The sequence below is a fragment of the Bradyrhizobium sp. LMG 9283 genome, from assembly GCF_045571415.1.
Lineage (GTDB): Bacteria > Pseudomonadota > Alphaproteobacteria > Rhizobiales > Xanthobacteraceae > Bradyrhizobium.
On record NZ_CP120691.1, the window covers coordinates 2,715,552 to 2,735,582 of the forward strand.

General features: G+C 65.0%; 20 protein-coding genes and 1 pseudogene. 8 read left to right on the top strand and 13 right to left on the bottom strand.

Annotated features, from left to right (window positions below):
- The first annotated feature begins 11 nt into the window (after positions 1-11).
- The gene (locus tag P6U29_RS12625; protein ID WP_407117893.1) at positions 12-1,394 is read left to right on the top strand and encodes an MBOAT family O-acyltransferase; all 1,383 of its coding nucleotides are present in this window, start codon (positions 12-14) and stop codon (positions 1,392-1,394) included.
- Positions 1,369-2,376 (top strand): hypothetical protein, encoded by a 1,008-nt coding sequence (locus tag P6U29_RS12630; protein ID WP_407117894.1) that lies wholly within the window; start codon positions 1,369-1,371, stop codon positions 2,374-2,376. The genes P6U29_RS12625 and P6U29_RS12630 overlap by 26 nt, the downstream gene beginning before the upstream one ends.
- A 5-nt stretch (positions 2,377-2,381) precedes the next feature.
- Here P6U29_RS12630 and P6U29_RS12635 read toward each other — a convergent pair whose 3' ends face one another.
- From P6U29_RS12635 to P6U29_RS12645, 3 genes are all read right to left on the bottom strand, one after another.
- The gene (locus P6U29_RS12635) at positions 2,382-4,082 is read right to left on the bottom strand and encodes a fatty acyl-AMP ligase (RefSeq protein WP_407117895.1); all 1,701 of its coding nucleotides are present in this window, start codon (positions 4,080-4,082) and stop codon (positions 2,382-2,384) included.
- Between the two features lie 25 nt (positions 4,083-4,107).
- Positions 4,108-4,362, bottom strand: a complete 255-nt coding sequence (locus tag P6U29_RS12640; protein WP_407117896.1) for an acyl carrier protein — start codon at positions 4,360-4,362, stop codon at positions 4,108-4,110.
- A gap of 223 nt (positions 4,363-4,585) precedes the next feature.
- Positions 4,586-5,359 carry a L,D-transpeptidase gene (locus tag P6U29_RS12645; RefSeq protein WP_407117897.1) on the bottom strand — a complete coding sequence of 258 codons (774 nt, stop codon included), beginning with the start codon at positions 5,357-5,359 and terminating at the stop codon, positions 4,586-4,588.
- Between the two features lie 303 nt (positions 5,360-5,662).
- Here P6U29_RS12645 and P6U29_RS12650 point away from each other — a divergent pair, with 303 nt between their 5' ends.
- Positions 5,663-5,983 carry a hypothetical protein gene (locus P6U29_RS12650; RefSeq protein WP_407117898.1) on the top strand — a complete coding sequence of 107 codons (321 nt, stop codon included), beginning with the start codon at positions 5,663-5,665 and terminating at the stop codon, positions 5,981-5,983.
- Positions 5,984-6,098: 115 nt separating this feature from the next.
- Here the strand turns inward: P6U29_RS12650 and P6U29_RS12655 are convergent, their stop codons facing one another.
- Complete coding sequence (locus P6U29_RS12655) at positions 6,099-6,860, bottom strand: ABC transporter permease (protein WP_407117899.1); 762 nt, start codon at positions 6,858-6,860, stop codon at positions 6,099-6,101.
- Positions 6,857-7,780, bottom strand: coding sequence for an ABC transporter ATP-binding protein (locus P6U29_RS12660; protein ID WP_407117900.1), 924 nt, complete (start codon positions 7,778-7,780; stop codon positions 6,857-6,859). The genes P6U29_RS12655 and P6U29_RS12660 overlap by 4 nt, the downstream gene beginning before the upstream one ends.
- Positions 7,781-8,069: 289 nt before the next feature.
- Between P6U29_RS12660 and P6U29_RS12665 the strand changes: the two genes are divergently transcribed.
- From P6U29_RS12665 to P6U29_RS12675, 3 genes and pseudogenes are all read left to right on the top strand, one after another.
- Positions 8,070-8,789 carry a hypothetical protein gene (locus P6U29_RS12665; protein WP_407117901.1) on the top strand — a complete coding sequence of 240 codons (720 nt, stop codon included), beginning with the start codon at positions 8,070-8,072 and terminating at the stop codon, positions 8,787-8,789.
- A 27-nt stretch (positions 8,790-8,816) separates the two neighbouring features.
- Positions 8,817-8,936: pseudogene (locus P6U29_RS12670) on the top strand (CGNR zinc finger domain-containing protein); the annotation flags it as partial.
- Between the two features lie 151 nt (positions 8,937-9,087).
- The gene (locus P6U29_RS12675; protein ID WP_407117902.1) at positions 9,088-10,032 is read left to right on the top strand and encodes a LysM peptidoglycan-binding domain-containing protein; all 945 of its coding nucleotides are present in this window, start codon (positions 9,088-9,090) and stop codon (positions 10,030-10,032) included.
- A gap of 209 nt (positions 10,033-10,241) precedes the next feature.
- Here P6U29_RS12675 and P6U29_RS12680 read toward each other — a convergent pair whose 3' ends face one another.
- Together P6U29_RS12680 and P6U29_RS12685 are read right to left on the bottom strand one after the other, a co-directional pair.
- Positions 10,242-11,315 (bottom strand): tartrate dehydrogenase, encoded by a 1,074-nt coding sequence (locus P6U29_RS12680; RefSeq protein ID WP_407117903.1) that lies wholly within the window; start codon positions 11,313-11,315, stop codon positions 10,242-10,244.
- 21 nt (positions 11,316-11,336) lie between these two features.
- The gene (locus P6U29_RS12685) at positions 11,337-12,635 is read right to left on the bottom strand and encodes an MFS transporter (protein ID WP_407117904.1); all 1,299 of its coding nucleotides are present in this window, start codon (positions 12,633-12,635) and stop codon (positions 11,337-11,339) included.
- Positions 12,636-12,792: 157 nt separating this feature from the next.
- On the opposite strand from P6U29_RS12685, the gene P6U29_RS12690 reads away from it, so the two are divergent.
- Positions 12,793-13,710, top strand: coding sequence for a LysR substrate-binding domain-containing protein (locus tag P6U29_RS12690; RefSeq protein WP_407117905.1), 918 nt, complete (start codon positions 12,793-12,795; stop codon positions 13,708-13,710).
- A 36-nt stretch (positions 13,711-13,746) separates the two neighbouring features.
- The gene (locus P6U29_RS12695) at positions 13,747-14,571 is read left to right on the top strand and encodes an aspartate dehydrogenase (protein ID WP_407117906.1); all 825 of its coding nucleotides are present in this window, start codon (positions 13,747-13,749) and stop codon (positions 14,569-14,571) included.
- Between the two features lie 243 nt (positions 14,572-14,814).
- Here P6U29_RS12695 and P6U29_RS12700 read toward each other — a convergent pair whose 3' ends face one another.
- The 6 genes from P6U29_RS12700 to P6U29_RS12725 all read right to left on the bottom strand — a co-directional run bounded on the left by P6U29_RS12700 (position 14,815) and on the right by P6U29_RS12725 (position 19,949).
- Positions 14,815-16,119 carry a PQQ-dependent sugar dehydrogenase gene (locus P6U29_RS12700; RefSeq protein ID WP_407117907.1) on the bottom strand — a complete coding sequence of 435 codons (1,305 nt, stop codon included), beginning with the start codon at positions 16,117-16,119 and terminating at the stop codon, positions 14,815-14,817.
- A gap of 357 nt (positions 16,120-16,476) precedes the next feature.
- Positions 16,477-17,103: an isoprenylcysteine carboxylmethyltransferase family protein gene (locus P6U29_RS12705; protein ID WP_091879119.1), complete on the bottom strand. Its 627-nt coding sequence runs from the start codon at positions 17,101-17,103 to the stop codon at positions 16,477-16,479.
- Positions 17,104-17,130: 27 nt separating this feature from the next.
- The gene (locus P6U29_RS12710) at positions 17,131-18,162 is read right to left on the bottom strand and encodes an NAD-dependent epimerase/dehydratase family protein (protein ID WP_407117908.1); all 1,032 of its coding nucleotides are present in this window, start codon (positions 18,160-18,162) and stop codon (positions 17,131-17,133) included.
- Positions 18,163-18,189: 27 nt separating this feature from the next.
- Positions 18,190-18,708 (bottom strand): DUF962 domain-containing protein, encoded by a 519-nt coding sequence (locus P6U29_RS12715; RefSeq protein WP_407117909.1) that lies wholly within the window; start codon positions 18,706-18,708, stop codon positions 18,190-18,192.
- Between the two features lie 171 nt (positions 18,709-18,879).
- Positions 18,880-19,533: an OmpA family protein gene (locus tag P6U29_RS12720; protein WP_407117910.1), complete on the bottom strand. Its 654-nt coding sequence runs from the start codon at positions 19,531-19,533 to the stop codon at positions 18,880-18,882.
- Entirely contained in the window at positions 19,533-19,949 is a 417-nt protein-coding gene (locus P6U29_RS12725) for a hypothetical protein (RefSeq protein ID WP_211405530.1), read from the bottom strand. Before P6U29_RS12725 ends, P6U29_RS12720 begins: the two co-directional genes overlap by 1 nt.
- Between the last annotated feature and the right edge of the window lie 82 nt (positions 19,950-20,031).

Below are 20,031 nucleotides of genomic sequence, written 5' to 3' on the forward strand. Positions count from 1 at the left end.
GCTTTGATCCGATGCTCTTCAACGACTACCCCTTTCTCCTGGTCTTCCTGCCCGCGGCATTGCTGATCTACCGCCTGGCAGATCCCTATCCGCATCTGCGGATCGGCGTGCAGGTCGCGCTGTCGCTCGCCTTCTATGCCTGGGGCAGCCCATCCTTCATCCTGCTCCTGATCGCCTCGATTGCAATCAATTGGCTCGCTTCGGTTGCCTACGGATGGGTGAAATGGCCGGCAGTGCTGACGCTGGTGATCGTGCTCGATATCGCGGTGCTGGCGCTATTCAAATACGCCAACTTCCTGCTTGCCAATCTGAGCCTCGCGCTGGCTACGAGGCTTCCCACGCTCGACATCGGCCTGCCGCTCGGCATCTCCTTCTTCACCTTCCACCACATTATGTATCTGGTCGATCTGAAGCGCGGCAAGGCGCCGCTCTACGCGCTCGATCGCTACGCGCTCTACATCGCCTTCTTCCCGCAGGCGATCGCGGGCCCGCTGGCGCGCTGGTCCGAGGTGATGCATCAGTTCGGCCGGCAGGTCTACGCGCCGGGCTGGCAGCGCCAGTTCTGCATCGCCACCTGTTTCATCGCGATCGGCCTGTTCGAGAAGGTCGTGGTCGCCGATGGCCTCGCGCATCTGCTCGATCCCATCTACGCGCAGGCGGCAAGCGGACCGCTTCGAGGCGGAGATGCCTGGCTCGCGTTCTGCTTCTCGTTCCAGATTCTGTTCGATTTCTCCGGCTATTCCGACATCGCGATCGGCCTCGGCTTGTTGTTCGGCGTGCAACTGCCCTACAATTTCAATGCGCCGTTGCGCTCGACCAATATCCAGGATTTCTGGCAGCGTTGGCACATCACGCTGATGGTGTTCCTGCGCGACTATGTCTTCTATCCGCTGGTCAATCTGCGCCTGTTGCCGCGCCGCTTCTTGCCGATCCAGTTCTTCGGCGCGATGATGATCACGATGGCGCTGTGCGGCCTCTGGCATGGCGCGAGCTGGACGTTCGTGCTGTGGGGCGTGCTGCACGGTCTTGCGCTGGTGGCCTGCGCGCTGTGGCGCCGCTATGGGCCGGAGTTTCCGTCATGGCTCGGCTGGGCGCTCACCGTGCTGTTCGTGCTCGCGACCGGCGTGATCTTTCGGGCCGGCTCGGTGGAGGCGGCCTGGCATGTGTTCGCCGGGCTGGTCTCACCGCTGCCGCTGGAGCGTGGCAAGCATCTGTGGCCGTTGATTGCAGCGCCGCTGTTCGCCTTCCTGCTGCCGGCGAGCCAGGACATCGTCGCGATGCTCACGCGCCATCCTAAACCATGGCTCGCCGGCCTGCTCGGCATCGGATTGTTCGCATTGCTGCTCCACATGGGTGGTCGGGATCTTCATGAGTTCGTCTACTTCAAGTTCTGAGACCGACCCCGGCTGGGGGCGCAGCCTGCTGGCGTGCCTCGGCACGCTGGTGGGCGCAGCGCTGCTGGTGCTCGCGCTGATGGTCGTGATCGATCCGTATGACAGCGGCAAGCTCGGGCTGCTAGGCATCGAGGGCGTCGACAATCGTCTGACGCAGATCACCGCGGCGAGCCGCGCACGCGATGCGAACTTCGACTCTGCCATTCTCGGCAACTCGACGGCACAATTGATCGAGCCGGCGGAATTGTCCCGCGCAACCGGCTTCCGTTTCGTCCAGCTCTATATGACCGGTGCGAGCCCACGCGAGCAGCTCGCTGTGCTCGATTTCTTTCTGCGCCATCACAGGGAGATCGGCGCGTTGGTCGTCGCCGCCGATCCCGGCTGGTGCGTGCATGCTGGGCCGAAGGAGGAGGGGGCGCCGTTCCCATACTGGCTCTATGACGATAGCGTGGTCGCGTATGCGGTGCGGCTGATCTCCTGGCAGGCGATCGAGCAGGTCTTCCAGCGCATCAGCATCGGGCTCGGGCTGCGGCAGCGGATGAACCCCGACGGCTTTGTCAGCTACGAGGACATCTGGCCACCCGGCCAATTCAAGCAGATCAACGCTCCCAGAGATCCCGCACCCGCGGCCTCGAAGGAGCGAGCGGTCTTCCCCGAGATCGCGGCCCTAAAGGACGTCGTCCGCAAGTTGCCTGCCGCCGTGCCCGTCGTCATCATCGTGCCGCCGACCTTCGCTGCCACCGTGGCAAAGCCCGGCACGCGAGCCGCGCTGGAGCGCAATGCCTGCGATGCCGCGCTCGCGCAGGTCGTGGCCGGACGGCCGCGCAGCAACTTTGTCAGCTACCGCGTCGACAACGAGCTCACCCGTGACCGCGCCAGTTTCGCGGACTACATCCACTACCGCCCAGTGCTGGCGCGCAAAATCGAGCAGGGGATTGCTGCGAGCCTGCGCGACGGGGAGAGCGCAAAGATCGATTTCTGAGCAGGTCAGCCGATTTCGTCGAAGGCCGCATCAAGCCAGAGCTTACGCGCCAGCGTGCGTTGAATCTTGCCGCTCGTGGTTTTCGGCAGGGCGCCGGGCCGGATCAGCGTAATGTGGCGCGCGGACAGCTCGTGGCAGTCGGCAACGGCCTCACGGATCCGGCCCTTGATCTCGTCGCTGTCAATCTTATGACGCGCCGTGCGCTCGACCTCCTGCACGATGACGAGGGTTTCTTCACCGCTCTCGTCCGGCACCGAGAATGCTGCACCGCAGTTCTCGCGCAGGTCTTCGTCCAGCGACTGCACCGTGCGCTCGATGTCCTGCGGATAATGGTTCATGCCGCGGATGATGATGAGGTCCTTGATCCGGCCGGTGACGAACAGCTCGTCGTTTGCATCGAGGAAGCCGAGGTCGCCGGTGCGTAGCCATGCGCCGCGCTCGCCGGCGATCTCTGCGTTGAGCACCTCGCGCGTCGCCGCGTTGTTGCGCCAATAGGCGCGAGCGATGTTGGCACCGCTGACCCAGATCTCCCCGATGCGGTCGGGGGGCAGGCGTGTGCGCTTCTGTGGATCGACGATGGCGATCCGCTCACGGGCGAGCGCGCGCCCGCAGCCGACCACGATCTGAGTATCGTCCGCCTCGGAAGTCGCCTCTGCTCTATGCGCCTGAAGCGCCGCCTGACTGACGCGACGCGCCACATGACCGCAGCTGCGCGTTCCCCCCGAGATGAGGAGCGTCGCTTCTGCCATGCCGTAGGCCGGATACATCGCGCGCGGATCGAAGCCATGCGACGCGAATGTCGCGATGAACCGTTCGATTGTTTCCGCGTGCACCGGCTCGGCGCCATTGAGCGCGATCCTGAGCGAAGACAGGTCGACGTCCTCCATCTGGTCGGCGCGGTAGCGGCTGACGCAGAGATCGAAGCCGAAATTGGGACTGCATGCGACTTCCGCACGATAGTGCGAGATCGCGCGCAGCCAGCCGAGCGGCCGCTGCATGAACGCGTTCGGCGCCATCAGCACGCAGGTCGCCCCGACATAGAGCGTCTGCAGCGCGTTCAGGATCAGCCCCATGTCGTGATAGAGCGGCACCCAGTTGACATAGGTCGATCGCCTGGTGTTGCCGAGCGCGATCCGAATCATCTCGAGATTTGCGAGCAGATTGGCGTGGCTGACCATCACACCCTTCGGCTCGGAGGTTGAGCCGGAGGTGTATTGCAGGAAGGCGATGTCATCCGTTGCCGGGTCCGGCAAGGCGACCGGCGCGATGGTCGTCGGACCGAGATCGACCTCGATCCAACGGATGTTCTCATGCGCGAAGCGCGTTTGCAGATCGCCGCGGAGCGCGAAAGCCGAATTGGTCAGCGCCACCGCCGGCGCGCAATTGGCGAGGATCGCGGCGCTGGCATCGCGCGCACTGTTTCGCCGCGGCATCATCATCGGCACCGCAATGATGCCGGCCATCAGGCAGCCGAAGAATGCCGCCAGAAATTCGAGGCCGGGTGGAAACACCAGGATGGCGCGGTCGCCGGGGCGCGCGACCGCGGCCAGGCGCGCCGCGAGCGCGCTTGCGCAATCACGCAACTGGCGGAAGGTGAAGGCAGCTTCTTCAGTCCCGCGATCGGAGACGAAGACGTAGGCGCGCTCATCGGCTTGCTCCTCCGCACGCCGGGCCAAAAGCGCCACAAGCGAGCGGAGATTGTTCATCCGTCCGTGCCGGTTCTAGCCGCCGTCAGGCCGCGGTGCGGAGCGCATGCTTGTCGGCGAGAAATCGCGACAGGGCCTCCACGGTCGGGTGGTCGTAAAAGTCGTCGGTCGACAGTTCGAGGTCCAGCTTCTCCTCGAGCTCCATCATGAGATAAACGAGCATCGCCGAATCGAGTCCGAGGCGGCTGAATTTGGTCGCGGGGTCGACCCGATCCCTGGAGATGCGCAGGATGTTGGCCAAGGCGGCAATGCAGAAATCCGAAATCTGCTCGCGTGTCATGTCATTTCCCAGAAACAATGGGAACGACAATACGGGCGACCCCAAGGTTGTCAATTTGGGCCAGACGCCGCAGCGTTGAAGGTTGGGGACTGTTGCCTTCCTGCTTCGGTGAGCTGCTCGATTCGTACCCAGCCCGGCCTGAATTTTGCGCCGTCCACCGCGGCGCCCGGCGTAGCAGCACTTTTCGCTTCGCTGCCGCGCCCGGCGTCTCAATCAGGCTGCGTCAGTTCTGATAGTAATAGCCGCGCGGCTGATAATACTGCCGGGGCTGCGGCTGATAGTAGCCCTGCTGGCCGTAGCCTTGATTGTAATATGGCTGCGGCTGCTGTTGATAGACCTGCGCGTCATAAAGCGGGCGGCTTGCCGAGCGCGGCGCGGGATAGCGGGCACCGGTGTCGCTGCCGTCGGCCGGATAGATGTAGTTGTGGTCCTGCGGCATGTAGCGGCGCGCGGGCTGCGCCGGCGGCGACAGGTTCACAGGATCGCCTGTGGTCGCGTATTGCTCTTCGGCCGGCTGCGGTGCGCGGGCCACGGCATTGCGGCCGCGCGGATTGCGCGCCAGCGCCACCTGCGCCGAGCCGGTCAGCGTCACCGTGGTGTTGAGCACGCCCTGCTGCTGCACCAGGGCATAGAGCGTCGAGGCGTTCTGCCGCGACAGCCGCACGCAGCCATGGGAGGCGGGCGTGCCGAGCCGGCTGACCGAATCCGTGCCGTGGATGGCGTGCCCGACCTTGGTGAAGAAGATCGAATGCGGCATCGGCGCGTCGTCGAATTCCTTGGAGAAGTGATCCTCCTCCATGCGGAAGGCGCGGAAGGCACCGTTCGGCGTTTCGCGCGAGGGGATGCCAGTCGATACCGGCCAGTGATAGCGCGCGACGCCATCCACGGCGACGGTCATCTGCTGATTGTCCTTGTCGATGGTGATGTCGACCTTGGCCTGCGCGGTGCTCGCGCTCAAGAGCATCAGGGAGGTGAAAGCGACTAAAAATGAACGCATCTGACTCTTGGCCTCCGGCCTGTTCACGCTAGTGCCGCGGCTCTCCGTCCCCCGGCGTGCAATATGCCTGCAATCCGGCTTTCGTTCCAGCGGCCCGCCGCCCATCGTTAACGTGAAGGCAGATGTAAGCAAGGCCGCTTTGTGCCGCGCAGGTAGCGGCGATGCTGACATTTTCGCGAGCGGACATGCGTTCACATCGCCGACAATTCGTCACAAAGGCGCAACCATTTGGCCGTTCGGCGCGTTGATGATGACCTGCCGATTGGCGGATTTCGCCGCCGCTTTTGCCGATTGGGACTGAAGATGAACAAAGCCCGTGTCAACGCCGCCGTCCTGCCGGCCGGCTTCCCCGTCCGCCTGCTGTTCGCAGCCGCCGCCCTTCTCGCGCTATCGTCCTTGCCGCAAGCCGGTCACGCGCAGGGCATCGTGCGCGGCGCTCAGGAAGGATCCTATGAGGGCAACCGGATCGCCGGTCCCGTGGGGGGCGTGGTGGGTGGCGCGGTCGGCGCCGGTGTCGGCGGCGCCGTGGGTGCGGTGGAGGGCGTGTTCGGCATTCCTCACCGCCATTACCGTCACTGCCGTGGATACTACGACGGCTATCACCGCTTTCATTGCTATCGGTGAGTCCACGGCCGTCATTCCGGGGCGCACGTAGCGCGAGCCCGGAATCCATTAGGCGGCAGAGCGAGTGAATGAATGGATTCCGGGCTCGCCCTTCGGGCGCCCCCGGAATGACAGATCAGTTCTTCAGCCGGTATCCGGTCCGGAAAATCCACCAGATCACGATCAGGCAGATCACCAGGAACGCCAGCGTCATGCCGATGCTGACGGATACGCTGACGTCGGCGATCTCGTAGAAGCTCCAGCGGAAGCCCGAGACCAGATAGACGACCGGGTTGAGCAGCGCGACCGTGCGCCAGCCCGTCGGCAGCATGTCGATGGAATAGAAGCTTCCGCCGAGGAAGGTCAGCGGCGTCACCACCAGCATCGGAATCATCTGCAGCTTTTCAAAACCGTCGGCCCAGATGCCGATGATGAAGCCGAACAGGCTGAACGTCACTGCCGTCAGCACCAGGAAGGCCAGCATCCAGATGGGATGATGGATGTGCAGCGGCACGAACAGGCCGGCCGTTGCCAGGATGATCAGGCCCAAGATGATCGACTTGGTCGCGGCGGCGCCGACATAGCCGAGCACGATCTCGAAATAGGAGATCGGCGCCGACAGGATCTCGTAGATCGTGCCGGTGAATTTCGGGAAGTAGATGCCGAACGAGGCGTTGGCGATGCTCTGCGTCAGCACCGAGAGCATGATCAGGCCCGGCACGATGAAGGTGCCGTAGCTGACGCCCTCGACCTGGCTGATGCGCGAGCCGATCGCGGCGCCGAACACCACGAAATAGAGCGAGGTCGAAACGACAGGCGAAACGATGCTTTGCAGCAGCGTGCGCCAGGTGCGCGCCATTTCGAACAGATAGATGGCGCGGATGGCGCGGTGATTCATGACGTCCTCACGAGGTCGACGAAGATGTCCTCGAGCGACGATTGCGTCGTGTCGAGATCGTTGAAGCGGATGCCGGCGGTGCGGAGATCGCCGAGCAGGCTGGTGATGCCGGTGCGCTCGCCCTTGGTGTCGTAGTCATAGACCAGCGTCGCGCCGGAATCGCAGAGGTCGAGCTGGTACTGCGCAAGGCTTTCCGGCAGCGACGTGATCTTGTTCTGCAGATGCAGCGTCAGCCGCTTCTTGCCGAGCTTCTGCATCAAGGTCGTCTTGTCCTCGACCAGCACGATCTCGCCCTTGTTGATGACGCCGATGCGGTCGGCCATCTCCTCGGCTTCCTCGATGTAATGCGTGGTGAGGATGATGGTGACGCCGGACTGCTGCAGGCCGCGCACCACCTCCCACATGCCCTTGCGCAGCTCGACATCGACGCCCGCGGTCGGCTCGTCCAGGAACAGGATCTGCGGCTCGTGCGACAGCGCTTTGGCAATCATCACGCGGCGCTTCATGCCGCCGGACAGCGTGATGATCTTGTTGTCCTTCTTGTCCCAGAGCGAGAGGTCCTTCAGCACCTTCTCGATATGCGCAGGGTTCTTTGGCTTGCCGAACAGGCCGCGGGAAAAGCTCACGGTCGCCCACACGCTTTCGAAAGCGTCGGTGTGCAATTCCTGCGGCACGAGGCCGATCAGCGAGCGCGCCTTGCGGTAGGAGGCTTGGATGTCCTCGCCGCCGACCAGAACCTTGCCTTCGCTGGGGTTGGCGATGCCGCAGATGATGGAGATCAGCGTGGTCTTGCCCGCGCCGTTCGGGCCGAGCAGCGCGAAGATTTCGCCGCGCTTGATATCGAGATTGACGTTCTTGAGCGCCTTGAAGCCGGACCCGTAGGTCTTCGACAGATTGGCGACGGAGATGATCGAGGACATGATGGCCGCAAGGCTAAGGAGCAAAGGCTGGGGAGGGGAGGCTGGAACCTGCCGGGAAGGCTAGGTCAGCGGATCCCTGAGATAGGAATGTCCTTGTCGGGCCGCAATTGGCCGGGGAAAAATGGTCTCAAAACAGGCCGTTCAGTGGCAGGTTTCGGGCAAGTGTTGCGCAACCGCCACGGACTGCCGCTAAGATTGTCGCTCACGCGGCTCTTTGTTGCGTCTGCGAGCGGGCCATGGCTACGATTCCGGCCAATCGCGAAGCGTATCGTCTCCAGGGAAAACATCGATGAGACCGAACGGCCGTCACACCGCCGGCGCCAGCCAGTTGTCCGCTCTCCGTGTGTGGGCGGTAGGCCTGCTCCTGCTGTCAGCTGTTGCCATCAGCCCAACCACCGCCAAGGCCGCGCCGAGCCAGGCCGCAGCGGCGACCACGCATGTCTACCTGCTCCGTGGCGTGCTCAACATCTTCTCGCTCGGGCTCGACACGATCGGCGCGCGGCTGCAGGCGCAGGGCATCCCGGTGACCGTCGCCAACTTCGTCTCCTGGTCCTCGCTCGCCGATGAAGCGGCAGCTGCCTACAAGGCCGGCCGACTCAAGACCATCATCCTGGTCGGCCATTCCTCCGGCGCGACCGCGCTGCCGGACATGATCGCCAAGCTGAATCAGCTCGGCGTGCCCGTGAAGCTCGCGATTGGCCTCGACTCGGTGTTCAAGACCAAGCTTTCGACCGGCGCCGAGCGCTACATCAACATCTATATCGGCGACGGCCCCGGCGAGCCGGTGCGGGCCGCAGCGGGTTTCCGCGGCAAGCTCGACAATGTCGACGTCCGCGGCACCGGCGTCGGTCACATCTCGATCGACAAGAACGAGGCGATCCAGCGCCGCGTCATCGCCGAGATCGATGCCGCGATCATGCGCTCGCGTGCCCCGGCTGCTCCCGTCGCCGAACCCGGCGCGCCGCGGCCCGCGCGCGCTGCCGCGGCAGCGGCTCCGGCGAGGAACTGAGGGCGTGGGAGAGAGCAAGCCCTAAACTGCACGATGCTGTTCGCCGACCACACCCGTCGGCGGGCGCGGCGATGGTGCACCATGGCGATCTGCGGCAACCGCGCCAAGCAGGCCGCGCATCGCAGCCGGCTCAAGAGCAGGCAGTGACGGGCCGAAAGCGGCCCGCCCGGTCACGGAGCCTTGATGCACGCGGCGGTGCGTCGCGCATCGGTTCCCATGCCCCAAAATCCACCCAATCGGTGGTCACTAAGCCCCGTTAGGGGAGACCGTTGCCTCCCGTGGTGGGACTGCTGGACTGATGATTCATTCGAGGCGACTAGTCACGCTGGCAGCGATCGTTCTGCTCGCCTTGAGCAGCGGCATGGCCGCTGCTTCTCAAGCTAAGTCCAAGACCGCCGCGGTCACACCCGCCGCGCCGCCGCCCCCGCCGTTCGAGCCATTGCCGCCGCCGAAAATCTACCTGTTTCGCGGCGCCATGGGCCCGATCTTCTCGACCGGCATGGATCGGCTCAGCGAGAAGCTGACACAGGCCGGCTTCTCGGCCGACGTCTATGAATTCACCCTGTGCCGGCTGATCGGCAACCGCGTCATCGCCAGCTACAAGGAGAAGGCGGCGCCGATCGTGCTGATCGGCCACTCCATGGGCGGGCTGTGCTCGATCGTTATCTCGGAGATGGCGGCCAAGGAGAACATCCCGATCAGCCTCGTCATCGCCATTGACCCCGCGCATGCGACCGGCGACGTGCCGCTCAATGTCGAGCGCTTCATCAACATCTTCCTGTCCGACAGCGTGCTCGGTGGCGGCGACGTTGTGGCCGTGCCCGGCTTTCGCGGCCATTATGCCAGCTACGATCTGAAGGAAAACGCGCGCGTCTCGCACATCAACATCGAGAAGTCCGACGACATCCACCGCCAGATCGTCGAGATGGTGACGCAGCTCCCGCGCATTCCGCCGCAAACCCAGGCCGATGCGGTGCCGCTGCGCTACCTCGTGCCTGCGGATACGCTGGTCGAATTGTGGGATAGCGGCGTACGGGTGCCGGTACGCCGTGGCGACACCATGGAGAGCATCGCCGCAGCCAACCGCGTGCCGCTGTGGACGCTCGCGCAGAGCAACTCGCTGCCCGAGAACGCGCAGCTCACCCCGGGCCAGACCATCATCGTCCCGCGCCACCTGACACCGCCGGAGCCGGCCGCCGCGATGGCGGTGCCGCCTCCGGCTGCGGCGACGTCGCGGAAGTAGAGGCTCTTCGCCTTTCCCGCGTGCGGGGAGAGGCCGGAATTTGCGAGAGCAAATTCCGGGTGAGGGGGACCCTCCGCGAGTCGGTCTGCCACCGTTTTCGCGGAAGCAGCCCCTCAACCCAACCCTCTCAGCGCGAGCGAAGCTCGTCGCGCCCCCGTAAGAGCGGGGCGAGGGAGCACATTGTCGTTGCCGCGCGGGCGCGGCCAAATCTACACATTCGACCCGTGGATCGCGTCAATCACGGCGTCGGTCACGTCCTTCGTCGTCGCCTTGCCGCCGACATCCGGCGTCAGCACGCCGGCTGCGCAGACGCGCTCGACGGCTGCCATCAGCCGCGCGGCGGCATCCTTCTCGCCGAGATGCTCGAGCATCTGCGCGCCGGTCCAGAACGTCGCGACCGGGTTGGCGATGCCCTTGCCGGTGATGTCGAAGGCCGAACCGTGGATCGGCTCGAACATCGAGGGGAAGCGGCGCTGCGGATCGATGTTGCCGGTCGGCGCGACGCCGAGGCTTCCCGCCAGCGCGCCGGCAAGGTCCGAGAGGATGTCGGCGTGGAGGTTGGTCGCGACGATGGTGTCGAGGCTCTTCGGATGCAGCGTCATGCGCACCGTCATGGCATCGACCAGCACCTTGTCCCAGGTCACGTCGGGGAAACCGCCGGCGACCTCGGCGGCGATCTCGTCCCACATCACCATGCCATGGCGCTGCGCGTTCGACTTGGTGACGACGGTCAGCAGCTTGCGCGGGCGCGACTGCGCAAGCTGGAACGCATAGCGCATGATCCGGGTGACGCCGACGCGGGTGAAGACGGCGACCTCGGTGCCGACCTCTTCCGGCAGGCCCTTGTGGGCGCGGCCGCCCATGCCGGCATATTCGCCTTCCGAATTCTCGCGCACGATCACCCAGTCGAGATCGCCGACGCCGACATTGCGCAGCGGCGAGGCGACGCCCGGCAGGATCTTGGTCGGCCGCACATTGGCGTATTGGTCAAAGCCCTGGCAGATCGGCAGGCGCAGGCCCCACAGCGTGATGTGATCGGGCACATCGGGGGCGCCGACCGCGCCAAAATAGATCGCGTCGAACTTTTTCAGTTCGCTGAGGCCGTCCGCCGGCATCATCACGCCGTGCTTCTTGTAATAGTCCGAGCCCCAGTCGAAGGTCTTGACGTTGAAGGCGAGATCGCCGCTGCGCTTGGCCAGCGCCTCCAGCACGCGGACACCGGCCGAGATCACCTCGGGGCCGATGCCGTCGGCGGGAATGGCTGCGATCGAATGGGTGCGCATGGGAAGGCTCCGTTTGAGAAGTCAGTGAGATTGCGGGACGGGTTCGATGGGCGCGGTTTTCGCGCGCGACAATAGCAAAGTGAGGGCTGCGGAGAGAACGAGCAGGCCGGAGACGAAATAGAGTCCGCCGACGAAGCTGCCGGTCTGGTCCTTGATCCAGCCGATCATGGCAGGACCTGCGAAGCCGCCGAGATTGCCGATCGAGTTGATGGTGGCGATCCCGGCTGCGGCCGCGGGGCCGGACAGGAACAGCGTCGGCATGCTCCATAGCGGCGGTTTTGCCGACGAGATGCCGATGTTGACGAGCGTCAGCGCGACCAGCACCGCGACGACGCCCGCCGCAAGGCCGGCATAGGCGAGGCCTGCAGCCGCAATCAGGCAGGCCCACACGACATGCCAGGTGCGCTCGCCGGTGCGGTCCGAATGCCGTGCCCACAGGATCATGGCGATGACCGCCGCGGTGGCCGGCAATGCATTGAGAAAGCCGACCTGGAGCGAGGACAGGCCGAACTGCTTGATGATCTGCGGCGCCCAGACGCCGAGCGTGTAGAGCCCGGCCGAGGTGCCGAAATAGATCAGCGACAGCGCCAGCACGCGCGGATCGGCAAGCCCGCTCCAGATGCTGTGGCTCGCGGTCGCAGCCTTGCTGGTGGTCTCCACGTTCATGGTCTCGACCAGCCAGCGCCGCTCGTCCTCGGCGAGCCATTTCGCTCTCTCCGGGCGATCGGTGAGGAAGCCGAGCACGACGAAGCCGAGCAGCACGGCCGGCAGCGCCTCGAGCACGAACAGCCATTGCCAGCCCTTGAAGCCGAGCAGTCCGTCCATCTCCAGCAGCGCGCCGGAGATCGGCGAGCCCAGCACGGTCGAGAGCGGCGCGGCCGCCATGAACAGCGCCGTCACCGCCGCGCGCTGCCGCGCCGGGAACCAGTAGGACAGATAGAGGATGATGCCGGGAAAGAAGCCGGCCTCTGCAACGCCGAGCAGGAAGCGTAGAATGTAGAAGCTGGTTGCCCCTTGCACGAAGGCCATCGCCGCCGAGACGAGGCCCCAGGTGATCATCACCCGCGCGATCCAGATCCGCGCGCCGATCTTGTGCAGGATGATGTTGGAGGGCACCTCGAAAAGGAAATAGCCCCAGAAGAAGATGCCGGCGCCAAAGCCGTAGACCGCCGGCGACAGGCCGATGTCCTTGTTCATCGTAAGCGAGGCAAAGCCGATATTGACGCGGTCGATGAAGGCGACGAAGTACAGCAGCATGATGAAAGGAACGATGCGCAAGGTGATCTTGCGCAGCACGCGCGTTTGAATCTCGCTCGCCACCCTGGCCTCCTCGGTTCCGGCTTGTTGTTGTGTCGGCGGACCGTGAGAGGTCCACGCCGGCAATGAGCCTAGGCGGGAGGAAGAGGCATACTCAATTGGCGCTGCTTTATACAAAAAAATGATATAATCCTCTCCGGGCGAGACGAGAGGATGAGGAATGGAATTGCATCAGCTCCGATGCTTCGTGGCGGCAGCCGAGCAGCTGCATTTCGGCCGCGCGGCGCAGCAGCTCCAGATGCTGCCCTCGGCGCTCGGCCGCCAGATCAGGCTGCTGGAGGAGGATCTCGGCACGCGCCTGTTCGCACGGACCACGCGCGCGGTGTCGCTCACGGAAGACGGTGCGACGCTGCTGCGCGATGCCCGCGCCATCCTCGCTAAGGTCGAGGCGGTCGAGAGCAATCTGCGCAACCGCTCGCGCGCGGGGGCCGCGCGGCGGCTGCGGGTCGGCGCCATCGACAGCGCGGCGGCGGGATTGCTGCCGGCGCTCTTGCGCGATTTCCGTGCCAGGCATCCTGAGATCGCGGTGCAGCTCCTCGAAGACAAGACCGTCCGGCTGCTGCCGAAGATTTTGACCGGCGCGCTTGATCTCGCCTTCGTCCGTCCGCCTGACCGGCCGGACAAGCGGCTTGAATTCCGCGACCTGCTGCAGGAGACCGCGATCGTGGCGTTCCCGCAGCGGCATACGCTGGCCGCGCGCAAGTCGATCACGCTGGCGGATATCGCCGAGGAGGCGCTGCTGGTGCCGGACCGCCGCTCGCGGCCGCACAGTCACGACCTCACCATAAAGCTGTTCGAGCAGGCCGGCCTGACACCGCGCATCGTGCAGGTTGCCGATGAGAAGCAGACCATCATCAACCTGGTCGCAACGAGGCTCGGAGTCGCGATCGTGCCGCGCTGGACCATACGGATGGCGGTCTCGGGCGTGCGCTTCGTGCCGCTTCGGCCGAGGCAGAGCGGCCCGGTTGGCCGGCTGCCGCTCGCCGCCGCGTGGCTGCGCGGTTCGCGCGATCCGGCTCGTGACGCCATGCTGGCGGTACTAGAGGCGCGCCTGCGCAGCTATGCGCGAGAGGCTTGAGCGGCTATGACCTAAGCTGGAGAGAAGGTGGATGCGATGACTGAACAGAACGCGTCGGGTGAATTGCGGGTGGCCATCGCCGGGCTGGGCTCGATCGGCACCAAGATCGCGACCGCGCTCGACCAGGGCATCGACGGCCTGACGCTGTCGGCCGTCGCGGTGCGCGATCCCGCAAAGCATCAGGCCTTCATCAATGGCCTGCGCCGTTCGCCACAAATCCTGCCGATCGACCAGCTCGGCGCGGTCGCCGACATCGTGGTCGAATGCGCTCCGAGCCGGCATCTGCGTGCAATTGTCGAGCCCGCGGTGAAGCGGGGCAAGTCGGCGGTCGTGGTCAGCGTCGGCGGCCTGCTCGACAATTTCGATCTGGTCGATCTCGCCCGCGCCAATGGCGGCCGCATTCTCGTGCCAACCGGCGCGCTGATCGGCCTCGATGCCGTCAACGCCGCCGCGATCGGCACTATCCATTCGGTGAAGATGGTCACGCGCAAGCCGATCGACGGGCTGAAGGGCGCGCCGCTCATCGTTCAGAACAACATCGACATCGACAATCTGCGCGAGCCGGTCAAGCTGTTCGAGGGCAGCGCGCGCGAAGCCGCGAAGGGCTTTCCAGCGAACGTCAATGTCGCCGTCGCGCTGTCGCTGGCGGGGATCGGGCCCGATCGCACCCAAATCCAGGTTTGGGCCGACCCGACCGTGACGCGCAACGTTCATCGCATCGAGGTCGAGGCGGATTCGGCGCGCTTCACGATGGGAATCGAAAACATCCCGTCCGAAAATCCCAAGACCGGACTGATCACCGCACTCTCCGTGATCGCGCTGCTGCGCAAGCAGCGCGCCACGTTGTGCGTGGGGACGTAGCGTTAGAGCGGAATGAGGTTTGGTACAAACGATGTGCGCCCAGAACTCGAAACACCTCTCCCGAAGGGAGAGGTCGGATCGCATCGAAAGATGCGATCCGGGGTGAGGGGTTACGGCCTCACCGAACGCCGCGGCCCCTCACCCGGATTGCACTGGACGATGCTTCGCATCGCCAGGCGCAATCCGACCTCTCCCCGCTGGGGAGAGGTGAACCACGCCAATTCCATCGAATTTCATCGCGCTTTATGCGCCCGTCACGCGCCAGATCACGTTGCCGACGTCGTCGGCCATCAGCAGCGACTTCTTGTCAGGGCCGATCACGACGCCGACCGGGCGGCCGTAGGATTCCTTCTCGTCCGGGGACAGGAAGCCCGACAGAATGTCGCGGCCGGGGCCGGAGGGCTTGCCGTTCTCGAACGGAATGAACACCAGCTTGTAGCCGGACAGCTTGCTGCGATTCCACGAGCCGTGCTGGCCGATCACCATGCCGTCGGGGAAGCCGGGCAGGGTGCCTGCGGGCATCCAGCACAGGCCGAGCGAGGCGGTGTGGCCGCCGAGCGCGTAGTCCGGTTGAAGCGCCTTGGCGACCATCGCCGGATCCTGCGGCACACGGTCGTCGACGGTCTTGCCCCAGTAGCAATAGGGCCAGCCATAGAATCCACCGTCGCGCACCGAGGTGAGATAGTCGGGCGGCGTCTCGTCGCCGAGGCCGTCGCGTTCGTTGACGACGGTCCAGAGCACGCCCGTCGTCGGCTCCCAGGCAAGGCCGACCGGATTGCGCAGGCCGGCCGCAAAAATGCGATGCGTGCCCGCGACGAGATCGAGCTCATAGACCGCAGCGCGGCCTTCCTCGACCTCCATGCCCATCTCGGCGATGTTGCTGAGCGAGCCGACGCCAGCATAGAGTTTCTTGCCGTCGGGGCTGGCAAGCAGGCTGCGCGTCCAGTGTCCGCCTGGCTTGAACGTCGTGAGCCGCTTGCCCGGCGCGGTGATGCGATCGGCATTGGCGAGGTAAGGAAACGCCATCACGCCGTCGGTGTTGCCGACATAGAAGGTGTCGCCGACCAGCGCCATGCCGAACGGCTGGCTGAGATTTTCCATGAAGGCGCCGCGAACTTCGGCGACGCCGTCGCCGTCCTTGTCGCGCAGCAGCGTGATGCGGTTGGCCGAGACGCCGAGCGCCGCGGCACGCCGCATCGTCGCTTGCATCGCATAATGGAACACGGTGCGCGGGGGACCTGCGATCTGCGTCGCTTCCGCGATCAGCACGTCGCCATTGGGCAGCACCTCGATCCAGCGCGGATGGTCGAGGCCGGTCGCGAACGCGTTGACCTTGAGCCTGGGCGCGACCGTCGGCTTCTGGCCCTCGCGCCAGCCGCGCGCGGTCGGCATCTTCAGCGTCGGGATCGCGCCTTGCGGCTTCGCCTCGGGGATGGCCGGCTTCTCTCCCCATGCCGGCGCGGGCTCGGTGCCCGACAGTTTTCGCCATTGCAGCGCGATGCCGCCGATGAACGCGACGAACTGCGCGAAGATGCTGGAAAACGTCATGAGAAGCCCCTCTGTGCGCGCGCATCCAACTGGCTGACGGAGCAGACGTCAACCTGTGCGGCGCGCCGGCGGGGCCTATTCCCGTGGAATGGCAGCCGATCGAATTTGCATGGGACGAAGGCCGATGAGCCTAGTCCGGAGATCAGCGACCGATCTGCCGCTCCAGCCGTGCGCTCGTGCCCCGGACGCAGCGCAGCGCCCCCGGCGATGCGAAGCATCGTCCGGCGCGGTGCGCTGCAGAGCCGGGGCCCATCTCACCGTCATGCGATGTATCGCTATCTGGATCCCGGCTCAGCGCAGCAACGCTAAGCGTTGCTGCGCGTCCGGGACACGAAAGTAGCGCGACTTGCTACGCCCTCACCGCGGCGACAGGAACGGAATGATCATCGGGACGCGGCGGCAATAGGCGCCGTAGGCGTCTTCGCCGAGCTCCTTCGACAGGAACACCTCTTCCATCCGGCCCTTCTGCCACATGCCGAGCGAGATCAGGATGGCGCCGAGGATCGCGGTCACGGTGCCGACCGCGATGCCGGTTGCCAGCATGCCGGCGATCAGGCCGGTATAGATCGGATGACGGACGATGCCGTACGGGCCGGTGTCGATGACGCGATGGTCTTCCTTGTGGGTGATGGTGTTCGACCAGAACTTGCCGAGATGCAGTCGCCCCCACCAGGTGAAGGAGATGCCGGCGAGCACGATCAGCGCCGTGATGTAAACGCCCGTATTGCTGAACACCCAGAGCGGCTTTTCGTTCAGCACCTCGGCGGTCCACGGCGTGAACAGGATGCCGCCGACCAGGATCGGAATGCGATAGCGGCCGGACTCCAGCGTCATCACCTGCTTCTGCGTGCGCCCTTGCCAGAACGAGGCGCCGACCCAGCTGGCGAGCCAGGCGAGCCAGATCAGGGCGAGCAGTTGCGTCGGCCAGGTCGTGGTCCAGCCACCCCAGGCGACAGAGAGAAGCTTGCTGAAATCGAAGGACATGAAGGTTCTTTGCGTTAGGCGGTGGCTTCAGCCGGCGCGCGAGGAGAGCGCGTGATGCTCGATGGCGCCGGAGGGCTGCTGGCCGTTGCGGGCGAGCAGATGGGTGATGGTTTCGCGCAAGACCGGCTCGATCGGGCGCGGCGAATAGCCGAGCTCGGTGCGTGCCTTGCCGATCGAGAGGTCGCTGGCGGCGAGCGCGATGCGCACGCCCTCGGCGGTGCCGTTGGGCGGCCGGCGGGTGACGTGATCGGCGATGTATTCGAGCATGATGGCGGAGAGCTCGGCGATCTTTCCGGGCACGACGACCGGAAATTGCCGGCGGCCGCTCATCGCCGACATCATGCGCAGGATGTTGCCGAGCGGTACGCAGTCGCCACCGAGGATATAGCGGTGGCCGATGCGCCCGCGTTCCATGGTCAGCACCAGGCCCATGGCGACGTCGCGGACGTCGACGAGATTGACCAGGAAGTTGAGATGCGGCTGCACTTTCTTCTGCAGGAAGTACCAGAGCATCGCGGTCGGCGGCGTCAGATTGTGGTCGGCAGCGCCGATCGGCATGGTCGGCGTGCCGATCACGAGCGGGAAGCCCGCGGCCGCCGCCTTGGCGGCATGATGCTCGGCGAGCGATTTCGATCGCGTATAGGCGCCGGGCATCGCGTCAGCCGGCTGCAGCGCCTCTTCGGCGGGAACGCCTTTGAGGTCGGAATAGGGGAACAGGATCGATTCGGTCGAGCAGTGCAGGAAGCGCGACACGCCGCGCTTCATTGCCGCCGCGAGCACGATTTCAGTGCCGCGGCAATTGACATCGTGGAAGTCCTGCTTGTTGGCGACCCACATGCCAGGCAGGCCGGCGAGGTGATAGACCTGATCGACACCGGCGATCGCGACATCGACCGCGGCGCCGTCCAGCACCGAGCCGTGGACGTGTTCAACGTCCACGTTCGCCGCGGTCGGCGCACGGACATCGAGAACACGGACCCGCTGCCCACGGGCGCGGAGCGCTTCTACGAGGTGATGTCCGATGAAGCCACTGCCACCGGTAACCAGGACGAGAGCCATGCAGGAGGTTGCTGTTCGCTTCTAGAGTTATCGGGTTGAAAGGGAATTGGCCGGAAGAGGCGCCAGAATCGCGGCAAGGTCGCGACGGAAGCCCAATACAATGAATAATTTTGCCATGACGAACATCGGTCCGAGCAAAAGATGCGAAGGGAAAGTGAATAACGAGGCCTCGCGACCCTCAAAAACCTTGTGGCCGATGGCCTGCGCGGCAAAGCCGAGCACCACCAGCGTGGCGAAAATCGCCCACATCGTCGCGGGGCTGACTTGCGCCGCAATGGTTGTCGCAACCGAAAACAGCACGATGGAGACGGCCAATATGCCGAGCCCGAGCGCCGCGTCGAGCAGCAGCCAATAGATCAATACCGGCAAGGCCAGGATCACCGCCAGGCTGACATTGAACCCGAGCAGCGGAAGCTTGACCAGCGTCAGCGGCAGCACGGCGCCGGTGAACAGCAGCAGAATGCCGATCACATGCATCGCCGTGTTCCGGGGATCGCGATGGTACTCGACGTACACGGCAAGTTGGCGCTGAAAAAAGCCACCCATTTCGGTCTCATGCAGCACAGGGTCGGGAAGGGCGAACAGAGGCTATAGCACTGGACCGGGCGGTGCACAAACCGGCGCTTTTGTCGCGTGCGCCCGTGTTCGCGCGCCCGGGACAGGCTGCAAAATGATCAGCACTTCAAAGGGTTCCGTCAGCTGCGAGGTCGCGCTCGCTCAGCGCTTCTTGGCGGGTTTTTTCGCCGCAGGCGCAGGAGCCGCAGCCGGACGCGGCGCCTCCTCAGGCAGCTTGGCATAGGTCAGGATCTGCAACTGGCCGTTGACGGCGGAGGTCGGCTTGGCCCGGTCGAGAAGTTGCTCCTCACCGAGACCGACCGGATGCAGCCGCTTGGTCGAGATCTTGAACGTGTTCACCAGGACGTCGCGGATCGCATCGGCCCGGCGCTGGCTCAGGATCGCATTGGCCTCGCGCGTCTTCGAATTGGATTCGACATGGCCGACGATCAGGAAGGTGTAAGGCAGCAGCGAGGAGTGAACCAGCGCGTCCGCGATGCGGCCGACGGTCTGGTAGGAGGCCGGCTGGATGATCGGCGTGTCGGCGTCGAACTGGATCTGCGCATTGAAGGCCGGCAGCTTGGCGAGATCAGGCGCGATCAGCGGCCGGTTCACCGGTCCCGGATCGTTCTTGATCCTGGTCTTGGCGCGCTCGATCACCAGCTGCTTCAGCGCGGGCAGATCGACCTCGGCGGCTTCCTCAAAATGGTTCAGCTTGCCGACGATGTCGTCGCGGGTCGGCGCCGCCGTCTGCGCGCGCGCTGCGCCAGCGAGCAACGCGAGGCCGAGCGCAATGGCGATTCTGCTCCCGCGCATCAGCGATACCCCGCGTCGTCGACGGCCTTCAGGCAGTTGTTGCTGATGCCTTTGGGCGTCGAGACCAGGCAGGGGATCGACTTGCTGGTCTCCTTGGTCGAGCCGCCGCAGACCTTGACGATCTCGCGCTGGCAGGCGTTCGCCACCGTGACGCGCGCAGCGACGCGCTTCTGGATGGCGTCGAAGACGCCGAGATAGTCGCTCGCGCACTGCGGCGAGAGCACGTCGCGATTGCGCGACAGGCACTCCTTCAGCCGGGTCGAGTCCGGATTGACGCCGCGGCAATTGGCGACGATTTCCGCGCCGCAGCTCGCCGCCAGCTTTCCGATCGAATCGCCAAAGCTCATGGTCTCCGCCGCCGCAAGCGACGGCATAACCAATGCAAGCACGATCAATGTGATGGAGCCCCGGACCATGGGTTTATCTGATACGGGGAAGTTTGCGGTGGTCAAGGGCTGTTCGGGGGAGAACTGCCGAGAGTTCGACAGGTGCGGCGAA

Excerpts from the sequence above, each read along its gene's own strand:
- P6U29_RS12625 (WP_407117893.1), top strand. The coding sequence starts at position 12 with ATGCTCTTCAACGACTACCCCTTTCTCCTGGTCTTCCTGCCCGCGGCA.
- P6U29_RS12630 (WP_407117894.1), top strand. The coding sequence starts at position 1,369 with ATGAGTTCGTCTACTTCAAGTTCTGAGACCGACCCCGGCTGGGGGCGC.
- P6U29_RS12635 (WP_407117895.1), bottom strand. The coding sequence starts at position 4,082 with ATGAACAATCTCCGCTCGCTTGTGGCGCTTTTGGCCCGGCGTGCGGAG.
- P6U29_RS12640 (WP_407117896.1), bottom strand. The coding sequence starts at position 4,362 with ATGACACGCGAGCAGATTTCGGATTTCTGCATTGCCGCCTTGGCCAAC.
- P6U29_RS12645 (WP_407117897.1), bottom strand. The coding sequence starts at position 5,359 with ATGCGTTCATTTTTAGTCGCTTTCACCTCCCTGATGCTCTTGAGCGCG.
- P6U29_RS12650 (WP_407117898.1), top strand. The coding sequence starts at position 5,663 with ATGAACAAAGCCCGTGTCAACGCCGCCGTCCTGCCGGCCGGCTTCCCC.
- P6U29_RS12655 (WP_407117899.1), bottom strand. The coding sequence starts at position 6,860 with ATGAATCACCGCGCCATCCGCGCCATCTATCTGTTCGAAATGGCGCGC.
- P6U29_RS12660 (WP_407117900.1), bottom strand. The coding sequence starts at position 7,780 with ATGTCCTCGATCATCTCCGTCGCCAATCTGTCGAAGACCTACGGGTCC.
- P6U29_RS12665 (WP_407117901.1), top strand. The coding sequence starts at position 8,070 with ATGAGACCGAACGGCCGTCACACCGCCGGCGCCAGCCAGTTGTCCGCT.
- P6U29_RS12675 (WP_407117902.1), top strand. The coding sequence starts at position 9,088 with ATGATTCATTCGAGGCGACTAGTCACGCTGGCAGCGATCGTTCTGCTC.
- P6U29_RS12680 (WP_407117903.1), bottom strand. The coding sequence starts at position 11,315 with ATGCGCACCCATTCGATCGCAGCCATTCCCGCCGACGGCATCGGCCCC.
- P6U29_RS12690 (WP_407117905.1), top strand. The coding sequence starts at position 12,793 with ATGGAATTGCATCAGCTCCGATGCTTCGTGGCGGCAGCCGAGCAGCTG.
- P6U29_RS12695 (WP_407117906.1), top strand. The coding sequence starts at position 13,747 with ATGACTGAACAGAACGCGTCGGGTGAATTGCGGGTGGCCATCGCCGGG.
- P6U29_RS12700 (WP_407117907.1), bottom strand. The coding sequence starts at position 16,119 with ATGACGTTTTCCAGCATCTTCGCGCAGTTCGTCGCGTTCATCGGCGGC.
- P6U29_RS12705 (WP_091879119.1), bottom strand. The coding sequence starts at position 17,103 with ATGTCCTTCGATTTCAGCAAGCTTCTCTCTGTCGCCTGGGGTGGCTGG.
- P6U29_RS12710 (WP_407117908.1), bottom strand. The coding sequence starts at position 18,162 with ATGGCTCTCGTCCTGGTTACCGGTGGCAGTGGCTTCATCGGACATCAC.
- P6U29_RS12715 (WP_407117909.1), bottom strand. The coding sequence starts at position 18,708 with ATGGGTGGCTTTTTTCAGCGCCAACTTGCCGTGTACGTCGAGTACCAT.
- P6U29_RS12720 (WP_407117910.1), bottom strand. The coding sequence starts at position 19,533 with ATGCGCGGGAGCAGAATCGCCATTGCGCTCGGCCTCGCGTTGCTCGCT.
- P6U29_RS12725 (WP_211405530.1), bottom strand. The coding sequence starts at position 19,949 with ATGGTCCGGGGCTCCATCACATTGATCGTGCTTGCATTGGTTATGCCG.